General features: G+C 51.9%; 14 protein-coding genes. 4 read left to right on the forward strand and 10 right to left on the reverse strand.

Features of this window, described 5'->3' with window-relative positions; genetic code table 11:
* From AADEFJLK_RS24155 to AADEFJLK_RS20530, 7 genes are all read right to left on the reverse strand, one after another.
* Window positions 1-140 (reverse strand): 1-deoxy-D-xylulose-5-phosphate synthase N-terminal domain-containing protein (locus AADEFJLK_RS24155; RefSeq protein ID WP_146054684.1); only part of this gene is annotated, 140 nt, incomplete at its 3' end.
* 327 nt (window positions 141-467) lie between these two features.
* The gene (locus AADEFJLK_RS20505) at window positions 468-2114 is read right to left on the reverse strand and encodes a copper resistance D family protein (protein WP_103975579.1); all 1647 of its coding nucleotides are present in this window, start codon (window positions 2112-2114) and stop codon (window positions 468-470) included.
* Window positions 2115-2122: 8 nt separating this feature from the next.
* Window positions 2123-2473 (reverse strand): copper resistance CopC family protein, encoded by a 351-nt coding sequence (locus AADEFJLK_RS20510; RefSeq protein WP_088618289.1) that lies wholly within the window; start codon window positions 2471-2473, stop codon window positions 2123-2125.
* Between the two features lies 1 nt (window position 2474).
* A complete protein-coding gene (locus tag AADEFJLK_RS20515) occupies window positions 2475-3866 on the reverse strand; it encodes an aspartate aminotransferase family protein (RefSeq protein ID WP_103975580.1) in 1392 nt (463 codons plus the stop codon).
* 259 nt (window positions 3867-4125) lie between these two features.
* Window positions 4126-4854: a phosphorylase family protein gene (locus tag AADEFJLK_RS20520; RefSeq protein WP_088618291.1), complete on the reverse strand. Its 729-nt coding sequence runs from the start codon at window positions 4852-4854 to the stop codon at window positions 4126-4128.
* Window positions 4851-6824 carry a squalene--hopene cyclase gene (gene shc, locus AADEFJLK_RS20525; RefSeq protein WP_103975581.1) on the reverse strand — a complete coding sequence of 658 codons (1974 nt, stop codon included), beginning with the start codon at window positions 6822-6824 and terminating at the stop codon, window positions 4851-4853. The genes AADEFJLK_RS20520 and shc overlap by 4 nt, the downstream gene beginning before the upstream one ends.
* A gap of 11 nt (window positions 6825-6835) precedes the next feature.
* The gene (locus AADEFJLK_RS20530) at window positions 6836-7936 is read right to left on the reverse strand and encodes a phytoene/squalene synthase family protein (protein WP_103975582.1); all 1101 of its coding nucleotides are present in this window, start codon (window positions 7934-7936) and stop codon (window positions 6836-6838) included.
* 480 nt (window positions 7937-8416) lie between these two features.
* Here AADEFJLK_RS20530 and hpnH point away from each other — a divergent pair, with 480 nt between their 5' ends.
* From hpnH to AADEFJLK_RS20545, 3 genes are all read left to right on the forward strand, one after another.
* Window positions 8417-9523 carry an adenosyl-hopene transferase HpnH gene (gene hpnH / locus AADEFJLK_RS20535; protein WP_088618294.1) on the forward strand — a complete coding sequence of 369 codons (1107 nt, stop codon included), beginning with the start codon at window positions 8417-8419 and terminating at the stop codon, window positions 9521-9523.
* Window positions 9524-9932: 409 nt separating this feature from the next.
* Entirely contained in the window at window positions 9933-10553 is a 621-nt protein-coding gene (locus tag AADEFJLK_RS20540) for an ABC transporter substrate-binding protein (protein WP_408630481.1), read from the forward strand.
* A 12-nt stretch (window positions 10554-10565) separates the two neighbouring features.
* The gene (locus AADEFJLK_RS20545) at window positions 10566-11579 is read left to right on the forward strand and encodes an MlaA family lipoprotein (RefSeq protein WP_211299292.1); all 1014 of its coding nucleotides are present in this window, start codon (window positions 10566-10568) and stop codon (window positions 11577-11579) included.
* A gap of 12 nt (window positions 11580-11591) precedes the next feature.
* On the opposite strand, the gene AADEFJLK_RS20550 is transcribed toward AADEFJLK_RS20545, so the two are convergent.
* From AADEFJLK_RS20550 to AADEFJLK_RS20560, 3 genes are all read right to left on the reverse strand, one after another.
* Window positions 11592-12107, reverse strand: a complete 516-nt coding sequence (locus tag AADEFJLK_RS20550; protein ID WP_088618296.1) for an adenine phosphoribosyltransferase — start codon at window positions 12105-12107, stop codon at window positions 11592-11594.
* A 162-nt stretch (window positions 12108-12269) separates the two neighbouring features.
* A complete protein-coding gene (locus tag AADEFJLK_RS20555) occupies window positions 12270-12797 on the reverse strand; it encodes a hypothetical protein (protein ID WP_103975583.1) in 528 nt (175 codons plus the stop codon).
* A gap of 270 nt (window positions 12798-13067) precedes the next feature.
* A complete protein-coding gene (locus AADEFJLK_RS20560; protein WP_088618298.1) occupies window positions 13068-13673 on the reverse strand; it encodes a LuxR C-terminal-related transcriptional regulator in 606 nt (201 codons plus the stop codon).
* A 108-nt stretch (window positions 13674-13781) separates the two neighbouring features.
* Here AADEFJLK_RS20560 and AADEFJLK_RS20565 point away from each other — a divergent pair, with 108 nt between their 5' ends.
* A complete protein-coding gene (locus AADEFJLK_RS20565) occupies window positions 13782-15644 on the forward strand; it encodes a sensor histidine kinase (RefSeq protein WP_146054685.1) in 1863 nt (620 codons plus the stop codon).
* Window positions 15645-15688: the final 44 nt, after the last annotated feature.

Raw genomic sequence — 15688 nt, forward strand, 5'->3', positions numbered from 1 at the left:
TGCCCCCCCGACACGCTCACCGATTGGGTCAGGAATTCGCGCAGCTCCTTGGCGAGCGGCTTGAGCAGGTCTTTCGGCAGGCGGCGCACATCGGCGGGGCTGGCGATGTCGTCGAGCAGGGGGAATTGTAGTGCGTTCATAATTAGTAACTGATGTTACGCAGACATTTTCTGCGATTTGAAAACAAATAATGATGGGTCGCTGTCGCGACGGCTTTTTAATCGGGTTCTCGCACCCGAAGGCGAGATACTTTCTTTTGCTCCGCCAAAAGAAAGTATCCAAAGAAAAGGCGGCTCGGTTGCCGCTTAATCCTGCGCTTCTCGGTTTTGTCGGGGGTCGGCAGAGTGGGCTCCTGCCCACCTGCCGACGCGCGGCATCCTTGCCGCGCCCCTTCGGGCTGATCCCGACAAACCCTGCGATGCTCGGCGCGGCAAACGGGGGTAAAGCACGTTACTGCGTAACGTTAGTCAGTAAAGGGGTTCGCGGTAAAACATCAGGATAAAGCCAATTTGAAACAGGGCGGCGACTGAAACAAAGCCGGCCAGTTCTTTGCCCGGCGAGTCGAGCTTGAGTTCCAGCCAGCGGCCACAGGCCAAAATCAGGGCAAAAATTCCCATTGTAGTGTGGCCCACCTGGATCAGAAACGCACTTTTGGCTTGGAAACCAATATGGGAATGGGTCAGCAGCATCAGGCCACCGAACGCCGCCAAGATAGGAAACACTAGCGGCAAGGCACTATCGGCATTTTTGGCACGTCGTGCCATCAGCTCAAATATTCCGAGCACCAGCACCAGTAAGGTGGCAATCCGATGTTGTAAGACTTCGCCATTATTGAAAGTGCTTTCCCAAAAGCCGATGGGGCCTAAGGGCCAGGTTTCGGCATCACTACGGAAAAACAGAAAAATCCCTAAGCCGACAAAACCGATGGGCCAATAGCGGCTCAGCGCCAATAGTGGGTGGCTGTGGGCCCATCGGCTGTAGGAAAACATCGCCAACAGACCCATCGCAGTAATGAAAATACCCGAAATATTATGGTTGTAGTTTGACCATTCGGTCGCCGCCAAGGACGGGGTTTGGCCGACAATCGCCACCCGCCCCGCTTCCCCCGCCAGTAAGGCACTATGGGTGGGTGAGGTGGTTTGCGGCCATTGCGGCGTAAATGTCCCTAAAACTTCTTGCCAAGCCGCAGTCAGGTTGGGGATATCAATCGCGGGCGGTTGCGAAGCTAAGCTGGCGGCGGTAAACAATAAGGTCACTAAGATTAAGGCTTCGGCCTCAATATAATAAGGCACCCGTCGGCGTAGCGCGTGCTGGTTGCCGGACAGCAGGAAGTCTGCGACAGCAGTGCGGTTCAGCCAAGCAAACGTTAAGGCCAGCCCTAACAGGATAATCTTGACCATCAATAAATTGCCGTAGCCTGTACCGACCAAGCCGTTCCACGAGTCGATGTATTGCCAAGCAATCGGTACACCGGACAGCAAGATGCCGCCCACTGCCAACCCGCCAAATAAGGAGAAGCGCTTAAGCAACAGCGGCCATAATTCGGCGGCGACAGCTTGGCGGCGTTGCAACTGCCATAGGTTCAAGAGCATAAATACCCCGCCTATCCAAGCGGCGGCGGCCAGTTGATGCAGTACGGTCAAACCCATCAGCAGCAGGCGGTCGTCAAAGCGTCCGGCGGCATGGACGAGCCACGCCCCCGACACCACCATAGGTACAGCCAATAGCCCAGTGTTTTGCCAATGGTCTTCGGAGTCGGGATGGCGGCTTAAATAATAATAGGCATAAGCCGCCACCAATAGGGTCAGGGCGGCACGGATCAGGCCACCGATAAATTGGCTGGTGTCGGCAAATTCAGGGAACGGTGATTTTTCCAGTATCGCCGCCATCAGCCAAATTTTTAAAATAATCTTAAAGCCTTGCGCTGCTGCAAGCCAAAACCCGCCTTGATAAATTAAGCGGATAGTGGTGGCCGCTAAAATAGCCGGGGTGTTGGCCTGTTGCCAAGGGCGCAGCACAAATAGCCCCCATAATAGACCGCCAATCATCAGCGCGAAGCATATCAGGTCAAACCCGCCAATCAATGAGTCGAGAAAATCTGCAATACCTGCCATAACATAGCCTATGGGGTAACAGAAAAGTGGATGACATCTTCGGTCAAATGCCCGTCGGCGGCAAATACTTTTAGGCGTAGCGCGTAATCGCCCGTTACCAAAGCGGGTATATCAATAATGATCTGACCGCGTTGTGGGCTTTTATGGGTAGCCAACAGCTGATGTTTGTCGCCTTTGCTGACCAGAAAAATTTGCGACAAGGCCAGTTCAATTTTGGAATTGAAGCTTAACTGCACTTGCGCGGGTTGTTGGGCATGGATAGGGGTATGCGCTAGCGAGTCTTGGGTGACCACCGCATGAGCATAAGCCCCTGCGCTGCCCAAGTAAAGTAAACAACAAATAAGCCAATATTTCGTCATATTAACCGCCTTTTTTACCTTTCAGGGCGTGTCCGGCCAAGTTTTTGCCCAAGTCCCAGATTGAACCGGGGACTTGGTGGGTGTCGGCAATGGTCTTGGCGAACGCGCTGATGATATGGTCGCGGTCTTTTTGGGTCAGGGTTAGCGGCGGCAACAGTTTGACCACATTCATACCATGCCCCGCCACTTGGGTCAGGATATGGTGTTCCTTAAACAGCGGGATGGTGATCATCTGGCAGAACAGGCCTTTGTTGGCGGCTTCCAACATCGCCCACGCCGCTTTTAAGGTCAGGCTTTTCGGGGCTTGGAATTCAATGGCGATCATCATGCCCTTGCCCCGCGCTTCTTTTAAAAATTCGTATTGGCCGCTCATGGCATTTAAGCTGTCAATAATGTCCGTACCCACTTTAGCGCAGTTTTCGACCAGTTTTTCTTCTTCCAAGACATGCAAGGTCGCCAAGCCCGCCGCCATCGCCATATTGTTTTTCGAGAAAGTCGAGCCATGCACGACTGCCCTGTCCATGCGGTTATAGACCGTGTCCATGATTTTTTGGGTGATGGCGACCGCGCCGACCGGGACAAAACCGCCGGACAGGGCTTTGGCCATGCAAATCATATCGGGTTGGACTTGCCAATGGTCTACCGCCCAGAATTTACCAGTCCGGCCTAAGCCGGTTTGCACTTCATCGGCGACAAACAGCGTGCCGTATTTTTTGCAGAGGCGCTCCACTTCCGGCAGGTAGTTGTCGTCAGGCAAGTTTACGCCTTTGCCTTGGATAGGCTCGACGATGAAGGCGGCGACATCTTTTTGGCTCAAAGCCGCTTCCAGTGCCGCCAAATCGTTGAACGGGATGGCGCTGCATCCGGGCAATAACGGCCCGAAGCCTTCGCGGAAGATGTTTTCGCCGTTTAGGGACAAAGCACCCATGGTCAGACCATGGTAGCCATGCTCACAAAAGACGATTTTTTCGCGTTTGGTGGTGTAGCGGGCAAATTTGATCGCCGCTTCTACGGCCTCAGTACCCGAATTGCAGAAAAATATCTTGTTGAGGTTTTCTGGCGTAGTTTTTAAGATTTCTTTGCCTAACAGGCCGCTCAGCACCGACACGTCCAATTGCACCAGATTCGGCAATTCTAGGGTGAGAGTTTCTTGCAAGGCTTTTATGACGGTAGGGTGGTTCCGGCCTACCGCAAACACGCCGAAGCCGCTGAGTAAATCCAGATATTCGGTGCCGGTTTGGTCATACAAGTATTGGCCGACCGCGCGTTGGTAATGGCGGTCATAGCCTATGGTCTTTAAGACCCTGACCATTTGATTGTTTAAATATTGCTCATGTAAATCAAACTTATCTGTGCTGTGTTGCGCAAACAGTTCGGCGATGCTGAATGTCATGGGTTGCCTCGAAAGGGTTACGGGGAGCTGTTTGAAAAGCCGTCAACCTAATTAGAGGCTTTTTGACAGGTATGGTTCCCGTGTGTAACCGTGATTAAAAATGCAGGGCCGGCCTAGCCGACCCTATTGCAAGAAATTATAGCTTGTAACCTGCCCGGAAGAAGAGGGCTAGTGGTGTTAATAATGGGTGTTACACAGTCGTTTTCTGGCGATTAAAAAAACCAATTATGAAAAAGCTGGCCCTTTCATTCCTGGCCTATTAACGCGCCACGCTGCGGCTGTGAAAAAATTCGCTGATGGCGACAAGTTGCCGGGCAGCGATTTTAAGCGTTTTTTTGGCGGCGCTAAAGTGCAGACCTAGCTTAATGAGTCCGGGCAATTCTAAAGGGTGCAAAACCAGAAACAGCAAGAGGCGGCTGAGGACAATATCCCCCTCGGTATTGGCGGCATATTGGATGGCGCGGGGCAAATCCATGCTGACGGGATCGACAATGGCACGGATCGCCAAAAACGGCAAGGCGTTACGTCCGGCGATTTTGGCGATAGCAACACTTTCCATATCCAAAACCTGAGCCTTGGTAATGAGTTGTAAATACTGTTTCTCTTTGCTGGTCGAGACGATAGTCTGGCTTTCCGCCAAGCGTCCGGTGTGTACCTGTTGGGCTTGCGCCAGCAGCTTTTTGCTATGGCTGTGCCAAGCCGGGTGGACGGTGATTTCTTGGTCATCGCTGCCGACTAAGGTATCCGCCAACGTCAGGTCGCCGGACTTTAAGCCCGGCTGTAAGGCGGCGGCGCAGCCCCAACTGATGAGCTGAGTCGCGCCTTTGGCCACCAACAGTTCGGCGGCGGCTTGGGCATTTTTGCTGCCCGTACCGGAATACGCCACCAACAAGGTATTGGCAATAAAGACGCAATGGCCTTTGTCTATCCGTTTAGAGGTCAGCGTCGCCAATTCTTCGGGAAGCGCGACCACGATGCCGGAGATCATTTTTTAGCCAGCTCGTTGCGGTATCTTGCCAACGCCCACAAGGGGAAAAACTTATCGTAGCCATGATACTTCAGATAAAACACTTTCGGAAAGCCGGGTGCAGTAAAGCACTTGTCGTTCCACAAGCCATCAGTTTGTTGGTGGTGCAAGATAAAGTCGATGCCCGCCTTGACTTCGGGGCTACGCGCTTCGCCCGCCGCCATCAGCGCCAAGACTGCCCAAGCGGTTTGGAACGCGGTGCTGAAACGGTATTGGCCGCTGTAGCTCAAGTCATGGTAGCTGAAATTGTCCTCGCCCCAGCCGCCGTCGGCACGTTGGACGCTCTTTAACCATTGTGCGGCCTTAGTGTACAGCGGGTCGGTTTTCGGCAGGGCGGTTTGCTCTAAGCCCAACAGCACCGACCAAGTGCCGTAAATGTAGTTAGTCCCCCAGCGGCCAAACCAAGAGCCGTCGGCTTCCTGTTCGCTACGCAGATACGCTAAGGCGCGTTCTAAGGCCGGCAGGTATTCGTCATGGTCTTGGGCAACCCGCGCCATCAGCATCGCACATCGCGCACTGACATCGGCAGTGGGCGGGTCGAGTAAAGCGCCATGGTCGGCAAAGGGGATTTCGTTCAGATAATAGTAAGTATTATCGACATCGAACGCCCCATAACCGCCATTTGCCGACTGCATCCCGACTATCCAGCGGGTCGCACGGTGGATGGATTCGTCCAGTTCGGGCAATTGCGAGTCGGCCATAGCAAAACCGACAATCGCCGTGTCATCGACATCGGGATAATGCGGGTTGGCAAATTGGAATGCCCAGCCGCCGCCCGCCAAGTCCGGTTTGGTAATGCGCCAGTCGCCCGGCTCATCGCTCAGTTGCGTCGATTTCAGCCACGCGTAGGCGCGGGTCAAAGCGGGGGAGGCAAGCCGCTGTTCAGGGGCTTTGGCCTTGTCGGCTTCTTGCAAAGCCAAGGCCGCTAAGGCCGTGTCCCAAACCGGTGACAAACAAGGCTGGCAATAGGCATCGTACTCGTTGACCACCAACAGTTTATCGATGGCTTTGCGTGCTGTGACCACCCGCTCATGTTCGGGTGCGTAGCCGAGCAGTAACAAGGCTTCGTAAGCGTTGACCATGGCCGGAAAAATCGCCCCCAAGCCGTCTTCGCCGTTCAGGCGTTCGACAAACCAATCGTGCGCTTTGGTGATGGCGCGTTGGTGCATCGCCTTAGGGATTAACGGGCGGGTGAGCCTGCCCAATTGGTCCAAACCTAAGAATATTTTGTTCAGTACTGTCCGCTCAGGGAAATAATGCCGCTCCTGGTCAGGATGGGTGACAAACAGTTCCAAAATACCCACTTGCAACGGATTTTTTGCCTCCGCCTTTAAGGTGCAGAGGATGAACAGCGGTACCATCACCGCACGCGACCAATACGACACCTTATCCAAATGGAAAGGGAACCATTTTGGGAACAGCATGATTTCTACCGGAATATACGGTACGCCGCGCCAAGGCAATTGTTTGAACATGGCGAGGGCGATACGGGTAAAGACATTGGCCTTAGCCGCGCCGCCCTGGCTGAGGATGTAATTGCGCAGGCGTGTCATGTGCGCCGCTTCCGGCGCGTCACCCGCCAGCTTTAAGGCGTAATACACTTTAACGCTACAGCTAAGGTCACCGATACCGCCGGTAAACAGTGGGTAGCTGCCGTCTTCGGATTGGCGTGAGCGTAAATAGTTGGCGATCTTAGCCTGTAAGACTTCATCAATCTCGCCGATATGGTGCATCATCATAATGTACTCGGACGGGATGGTGCAGTCGGCTTCCAGCTCAAACACCCAATAGCCGTTTTTATCCTGGAGTTTCAGCAAGGTGTCTTGGGCTTGGCTGATGGCTTTGTTCAGGTCGAAGGCATTGGAGTGGATCGCATTGGATGCACTCGGTGCATGGCTATGGTCAAGGTAATGGGTAGAATCAGTAAACATAAATAATGTCCTTAAAAATCGGGATTAGCTTTTGAGGAGGATATCGGGTACGACCAGCCGGGTGTGGCAAGTCCTCGGCTAGTCCAATTGAACAATACGTTGAGCAACAGATTACTGCGGCCCATCAGTTTGGTGGCGATAATCGTCGTTTTGACGCTATTGCGGGTGATTTTGACTTGCTCGGATGCAGTAAAGTTAAGGTTTTGCTTGATCTTGCATAAGGTCAGCACCGCCATACCGATTGCCCACAAACAAAAATTCCGCAAGCCCGTCTCGTGGGCGGGGAGCAGCAGCGTATAGTCCAAGGCCTTGCGCAAATGCGCATGGGCAATCCCTATCAAGCGCTCCAGCCCTGTGGTGAAGGCAGGGCAAGCGTTGGCGGTGCGGATGTCTTTAAGGTCAAAGCCGGTTTCGGTAAAAATATCTTGCGGCAACCAACATACGCCCCTTCCGGCATCGTCCCAAATGTCTTTGAGGATGTTGGTCATTTGCAGGCCTTGGCCAAACGCGACCGACAACTCCAGCAGCTCGGTGCGGTGGCGGGCGATGTCCGGCGAATAATGGCAAAACAGCCGGGTAAGCATTTCGCCGACACAGCCGGCAACGTAATAGCAATAGCGGTCCATATCAGCCAGCGTCGCCAAGCCGTTATGTAAATTTTGTGCCTGAAAAATCGGCATGCCCGCCGCCATAGTTTTGACGCAATCGCTTAAAGCCGCGACCTGTTCGCCCTCGAAGCTGTGGGTGATTTGGATAACCCGTGGCAGCAGATGGATTAAGGTATGTTCGGCGGCAATGGTTTGCTCGGACAGCAACGGCGCGAGTTCGACCGCGAACGGCTCGGAATTGTCGCCCGTCCTGACCACTTCAATAAATTCGTTACAAAAATAGGCTTTTTGTTGGGCGCTCAGTGACACTTCGTCTTCTATGGTGTCAACAATCCGGCACAACAGGTAAGCGTTCGCCACGGCCCGGTATAACGGCACCGGCAATTGCGGAATGGTCAGCGCGAACGTTCTTGACACGCCTTCGAGCAAAGCGGCCTGAAAGTCGTCATCCGAGAGCTGGCTCAGTAATTTTGGGTTGTCCAGGGAAATTCGAGATGTGCCCATAATAGTACGGTTAAATCATCTGGCTTAAGGTTAAGTTGCTTGCTTGCAATAATAGACTGTTTGTTGGTATTTTGCAAAGTAATGTTGTTTTATTGCCAATATCCTGATTTGATAGGCTTTACAAGGCAATTATTGGGAACAAAAACAGTTATTTAAAGGTCTTTGTTGTATTTATGTGAAAATGGCTATAAAGCCACGGTTTGCCGCTGTTTGCGGATTATTTATAGTAAAGACTGGAGTCGATTGTTAAAAGATAGTATTCTAGTCAGCAATAGCTAAGCGTTTGTATTATATAAAGCCCACGCGCTGGCTTTGGGCTTGTGGCAGGCCGCGTCAGGAGAGGGTTGCATTTATGCTACGGCTGTTTTCTTGTTGCTTTATTGCCACAGGCTTATTATTTTCCCCTAGCTTCACAGAGGCTAAGCGGCAGGGCGAGTCACATCGGCTGCCGCCAACTTAATCATTTTGGAGGATTTACAAATGGGTGTTCCTTTACGCCAACAATTAACCGTCGGCACTTACCTGATCAAGCAGAAATTAAAAGGTGTCAAAAAATATCCGCTGGTGCTGATGCTGGAGCCTTTGTTCCGTTGTAACCTTGCCTGTGCCGGTTGTGGTAAAATTGATTATCCCGATGAGATCCTCGACAAACGCCTGTCGTTTGAGGAATGTATGCAGGCGGTTGACGAATGCAACGCGCCGATGGTGTCGATTCCTGGTGGTGAGCCACTGATCCACAAGGAAATGCCGCAAATCGTTGCCGGCATTATTGCACGGAAAAAGTACGTTTATCTGTGTACCAACGCACTGTTGCTGAAAAAACGTATTGACGATTACACGCCGTCGCCGTATTTGACCTTCTCTATCCATTTAGACGGTATGCAAGAACGCCATGATGCCTCGGTTTGCCAAGATGGCGTGTTTGAACGTGCCGTCGAAGCCATTAAGTTGGCCTTGGCTAAAGGTTTCCGGGTCACGGTCAATTGTACCCTGTTCCAGGGCGAAAATGCCCAAGAGGTTGCCGAATTCTTAGATTATGTCATGGAATTGGGTGTTGAGGGCGTGACCATCGCTCCCGGTTTCAGCTACGAACGCGCCCCGCAACAAAATGTCTTTATCAAAGGCCGCGATGTTAAAGAGCTGTTTAGGGGGATTTTCAAAATCGGCAAAAACCGCAAGTGGAAGCTCAACCATTCGTCCTTATACCTGGATTTTTTGGCGGGCAACCAAAGCTACGAATGTACGCCTTGGGGCAACCCTACCCGCAACGTCTTTGGCTGGCAAAAACCGTGTTATTTGCTGGCTGACGAAGGCAATGCCGCCAGCTTTCAAGAATTGCTGGACACTACGCCTTGGGAAAAATACGGTAACAGCACCAACCCTAAATGCGCTAGCTGCATGGCACATTGCGGCTATGAGGCGACGGCGGTTGAGGATATGCTGAGAAATCCCTTAAAAGGTTTGCTGACCGCGCTGAGAGGGCCAAAAACCGACGGTGATATGGTGCCTGAGCCTATGCCCGAATTGGTGGTGGCCAAAACCCCGACTTTGGCGGGCATTCCCATTCGTGTGGAAATGGCCGACTAAGCGGCCCGCTTTGGGAGTGCCGGGCTGCTGCCCGGCTCCCCTGTTCATGCCAACCGATAAACTTTATCGTTAATAGGGTTTAGGATAGGCATACTGATATGGCCGTACCAATGCAGCGTAAACGGGCCATTCTGTCTTTTTTCTTGTTGGTGCGTGTGGGTTAAGCCAAGTGCATTGGGGTGTCTCCCTGCCCGCCTGAAAACCGTAGCCCCTATTGAAAAGGCGTTTCGCCAGCCCGCACCACGATGTGTATAAAGCCATTAATCGGCAAAGGTTTTGTGTGCCTTGCGGTTAATACGGTAGGTGGGGCTTCGCGGCCTATTTGCCGGCCCAGCGTCCGGTTTTGGCAAAACCCAAAAACACAAATCGACTGATGACGTAAAGCAAACTATGACCTAGGAGGTTCGCGGTGATTGTTTTTAAAGATGTATTAAAGAAAATAACAGGGGCGGTGGTTCTTTCGGCACTGCTGTTGGGATCGGCAGTTGCCGAAGAGGTGGCCACTGCCCGGCAAATTGTCGATAATTTTCAGGCGCAATTAGTGGCGGTGATGAAAGAAGGCAAACAGCTCGGTTATGCCGGACGCTATGCTAAATTATTTGATGCCGTCGCCAATAGCCACGACTTGACTAAAATTGCCCGTATTGTCGTCGGCAAAGAGTGGGAAAAATTATCCGAGGCACAGCAGCAGCAATTGATCGATGTGTTCAGTAAATTGAGTGTCGCTTCTTATGCCCATAATTTTAAAGAGTTTAGCGGCGAAACGTTTGTTTTTGATTCTGAGGAAGAAACTACCCGGGGCGGCGTGGTTATCCATGCCCACCTGACCATCCCGGACGACAAAGATGTCAAGTTTGATTATATGCTGAAAGAAAAAGGCAGCAGTTGGCGCATCATTAACATCATCGCCAACGGTGTCAGTGATCTGGCGTTAAAACGTTCGGAATATACCAGTATTTTACAACGTGATGGCTTTGATGCTTTAATAGCGAAGATTAACGAGAAAATCGACAACTATTCAAAATTATAGGTTTTACCCGCAATGAACGGATATCGTACTATTAGGCGCAGTGCCGCCGCCCTTTTGCCGCTATCTTATGCATTAGTTGGCATTATGGCGTTAAGCGGTTGCGCAGCGACGGCTACTAAGGACGGCCAAGCTGCCGCAGTCAGTCCTGATGACCCTTACGAGCCGTTCAATCGGGCCATGTATGGCTTTAACGATACGGTTGACAATTATATTGCCGAACCCGTTTCTAAAGCTTATCGGTATATAACGCCCCAGTTTTTTCAGGACGGGGTTTTTAATTTCTTTAATAACGTCAGAAACGTTGACGTTATCACCAATGATTTATTGCAAGGTAAGCTTCAGCAAAGCGGCGAAGACAGCCGCCGTTTGCTGATGAACTCGACGCTGGGTTTGGGTGGTCTGTTTGATGTCGCCAAGTCAGTAGGCCTTGAGCAACATGATGAGGATTTTGAGCAAACCTTCGCGGTTTGGGGCATGCCGCGCGGCCCGTATTGGGTCATCCCTTTAGTGGGGCCTAGCACCACGCGCGGTATTCCGGCGATGATTCTTGACGCGGCTTTGACCCCGACCTCTTATACCGCCTACCCGGTGCAAGTGGCTGTGGCGTCGCTGATTAACACCCGTTCCAATGCCGAAGGGGCGTTAAAGTTTATTGACGAAGCCGCCTTAGACCCTTATGTGTTCACCCGCGAATCATACTTGCAATGGCGCGAAAGTTTGGCGAGCGACGGCAAAAACACCCAGGGCACCGATCTGGATGCCGAGTTAGACGCGAATGATGCCGAGGCCAGTTCCAGTCCGAAAAAACCGCCCGAAAAAATCCCAGCCGCCAAGGCCGCTAGCCCGGCGGTCAGCTCTAGCCCAAGGACTGTTGCGCCTGTTGCCGAACCTAAGCCTACCGCTGCGTCGGCCCCACCGTCATTTGCGGGGACGGCGCAATCTTTTGATGCGACGGCACAAGCCTTTCAAGGCATTAATGCGAAACTGGACAGGCTAAGTAAGCTAAAAAACGGGTCTGCCCATTAGTTTCGGGTTAATCTAAAAGTGCAGCAGGGAATGGGTTTCGTAACCGTCTAGCCTGTCCCTGCCTTGCAGAAAATCCAACTCCACGACAAACGCGCAGGCTTCCACCGTTGCGCCCAGCTTTTCAATCAACTCGCAACTGGCTTTTGCCGTGCCGCCAGTTGCCAGCAAATCATCAATGAGCAACACCCTGTCGGTGTCTGCCAGCGCGTCGCTGTGTATTTCCAGCATCGCCGAACCGTATTCCAAATCATAAGACACGTTCTGCACATCATAAGGCAATTTGCCGGGTTTGCGCAGCGGCACAAACGGTAGGCCCAGTTCCCACGCGACCAACGAACCAAAAATAAAGCCCCGCGCCTCCATCCCTGCCACTGCCGTAATAGGGCGGCCTAAAAATGGTTGCAACAACAAATGCACTGCCAAGCGTAATGCCGCCGGGTCTTTGACTAAGGGGGTGATGTCCTTAAAAATAATTCCGGGTATCGGAAAGTCAGGGATGTCGCGTATTTTACTGCGGAGTCGGTGCATAATGGCCTCGTAGTGGTTTGGGATAGGGGTACTCATGAAGCAGGGCAAGTGTATCTAAGCAAAGGCTTTATAGCGGTTTTTGGGTCTCTTTAGCCAAGGGTATCTGTTAAACCGTTGCAAGATAGCGGCCCTAAAACGCCCTATAGATTTTCTGCGCCACGATTAATAGGGCACGGTTTTAGTGCCCTCAATAAAACCGTAAATACCCAAGGCGGCACCGCCAGCAACGGGTAAAACCGTGCGGCACTCTTGTATCAGGATGCCTGTGGCCACAGCCCCCGCTATGGCGGCCTCCCGAAACGGCAAGGGAGCGGCTTGGCAATAGGCAAGAAAAAACGGCGCTAAGCGTTCGTAGGACTCTTGGAAACTCAGTTGCGAAAACTTGGCATCCAAATATTTCGTATCGACGGTAGTTTCGGTGATGGGTTGTCCCAGTTGTTGTAAGGTCACCAGCATCATATCCATAAGCTTGGGGCCGTGCTGGTTGGCCTGCTCGGATAACACCGTTGTGCCGGGAGCCAGTTTGTCATCAAGGCCAAAGCTTTTGTACATCAGGCTACCCGATAGCCGCGCCACCGACATAATCAGCGTTTCCGCGTGTAAGCCGCGTTCGGTCGTCAGCCGTTTTTTTGCGGTCTCGTTAAAGAAACTGGCGGCGGCAAGCAGCACTTTCTGTTGGTCGTTGTCCATAGTCATCTTGATTTGAGTAGAGTGAAAAGTGTCTTATGCGGCACGGAACCGTTCAAAACCATTGGCTGACAACGGCGGTGCTAAAATAGCAAAATGCGGCACTAAGCTACAATGCGGGGATTTTTTTGTCAATGTGGCGGCGGCAATTAGCACGGCGGCGTAGCTGTTTGCGCCGCTTATTTATGTTGCCGTCAGGCAATCCCCATTTGCCTTGTCGGTATCTGTCCGCTTCACCCTGCCGACCTTGAAAAAGAACGGGCCTACGGTCAATCAAAGCTCAAACAACTTGAGCTGATGGGTTTTATTAATCAGTTCGACCAGATTATTAACCTGTAGTTTGCGCATGATATTTTCCCTATGTTTATCAACGGTCTTAGGTGACAAAGCGAGTTTTTCGGCGATTTCCCGCGTCACCAGACCGGAAAAAATCAGTTTTAAAATCTGCAATTCGCGTGTGCTTAAAGGCAGTTCAATATCAGCTATGGTGTTACCCACCGCTTCGGACACATAATGTCCGCCCCGCATCACCTGCTGGATAGCCAGCAACAATTCCGCTGCCGCACTGTCTTTTAACAACACGCCATCGGCTTTGGCCGCGACCAATTGTTTTAAAATAGGGCCTGAGTGGCTACCGGTCAGGGCAATGACTTTTAAATCAGGATAGCGGGCCTTGCAATAAGCCAGTAAGGCCACCGCATCGCCGCCGGGGATATGGTAGTCTAAGATCAGCAAATCGGCCTGTTGGCTATACAATAGCGTTTTAAGGTGTTCTAAATCAGCAATTTCTGCAACCACGCAAAAATCGGGGCGGCTGTGTAACAACAGCTTTAAGCCTTCGCGAAAAATCGCATGATCGTCTGCCAAAATAATGCGCATGGGATTGGATATAGGTCAGGATAATACGGTAAAGTGCCGAATGTAGCACAGATATGTCTATTAGGGGGACGATTGGCCTTAGCAATTAAACTATTTATCCTTAGCGTGTTGTTAACCATTAATAATATAGCAACGGCAGAGGCTAAGGCGGTCTGCCAATTACAAACCCAAGCAGAATTGGCCTTAACTGCTTGTATGCAGACGCTGGATCCGGCTACGGTTCCTTGGGTCGGTTTGGCGGGCAAGCCCCTAATGGCAGACAATCTTAATTCTGGCGCGGCACACTGGCTAAGGCTTGACATCGATAACGCCAATGCTTCCGACATACGGCGTTTATTGGCGGTCGGCCTACCCGATGCGTTTTTTCTGGCGGTTTTTCAAGCCCAAAATGGCCGTTTGGCAACCGTGTACAGCATAGACCAAACCACGACCTTTACCCAACGTCCGGTCATTAACCGCTTTTTGTATGTCCCGCTGACCTTGGCGGCAAACGCCCCTACCACGCTTTATCTTGCCTACCGCACCCACGGCAAAACCCCCTTGCAAGCGCGTCTGTTGACTGCCGAAACCCTCGCGCAACAGGACACGAAAAATGATGTCCTCAACGGTGTTTTGTTGGGGGTGTTACTGGTGTTGGCCGCTCTCTTGTTTTTCAACCACAAAGGCGTAGGCCATGCCGAAAGCCGCAATTATGCAGGCTTGATTGTATTTAGCCTATTGTTTTTAGGCCAAGTCCAAGGCTATAACTTCCAGTTTTTGTGGCCTGAACAGGCCGCTTGGAACAGGTTCGCCCCCGGTTTGATAGGCATCGGTTCCGTCATTACCCATGCTTGGTTTAGCTTGCGGTTTTTACAAGTGCAGCAACGGTTCCGGCGCTTATATTTTAGCTTTGTCGCGCTTATCGGCCTAGCCTTTTGCAGTGTGCCGCTATATGGCAACGCCTATTTCACCGAATGGGTATCCCTGCTCGTGGTCTTATACGCCACGGTGGCGGTGGTGGCGGGTGTTTTGGCGGTGCGCCGGCACGTCCCGGCGGCGCGGTTTTATTTGTTGGGGGCGCTTTCCCTGATTGTTTTTAATGTCGTTTTGATGTTGTTGAGTATTTTTGGCCTAAACCCGTTCCCGATGCTGTCAATTTTCACTTATCCCAAAATCGCCTATATTCTGGAGCCGGTGTTTTTTATCATCGCGGTGCTGAACCAGTTGCGGCGTTTTGATGAACAAAAAGCCGAGTTGCGGGTGAAGCGGCAAGCCGAAACCGAGTTGTTGGTCAAAGCCGAGCAAGAGCGTTTGGCCGCCCTGCAAGAAGCCAAAAACCAGCAGCTTTTATTGGCTTGCGCAAGCCATGATTTATCGCAACCGTTAGCCTCGATACGGTTTGCCATTGACGCATTACGCGTTAGGGAAGAGGCCGACCCTGTCGCCCAGCACATCAATAAAACCTTGGATTATGCCCAAGGCCTGATCCAGGGCTTAATACACCAGGCTCGCCAGGAGATAGGCGATGACCAGGCTGACCGTGTCTTGCTATTTGAATTGTTTGACCGCTTGCACAGTGAATTTGCCGCCGCCGCCGCCAAAAAAGGTTTGCGGCTTGACACCGTGGGCAGCACTATTGAAATCAAGGGCTCGGCCTTGCTGTTACACCGCATCCTCAGTAATTTAATTGGCAACGCCATCCGTTACAGCCACAAGGGCCGTGTGTTGGTGGGCGTGCGCCGCCGGGCGGATGCTATTGAAATTCAGGTGCTGGATAGCGGGGTGGGCTTATTTGCCGCCGATTGTTTAGCCTTGATGTCGCCGTTCCGGCAAGGGCAGCACCGTGATGAGGCTGGTTACGGTTTAGGGTTGTTTATTGTCAAAACCCTGTGCCAACAATGCCATTATGAGTTAAAAGTCACCTCGAAATTGGGCAAGGGCAGTGTGTTTGCCATCAAAATCCCCTTAGCGGACTGTATTACTGAACGATAAGCCCCGGCAGTTACGCGCCCGTCACTAAATTACGGACATCACCT

This window comes from Methylovulum psychrotolerans, assembly GCF_002923755.1.
Classification (GTDB): Bacteria; Pseudomonadota; Gammaproteobacteria; order Methylococcales; family Methylomonadaceae; genus Methylovulum; species Methylovulum psychrotolerans.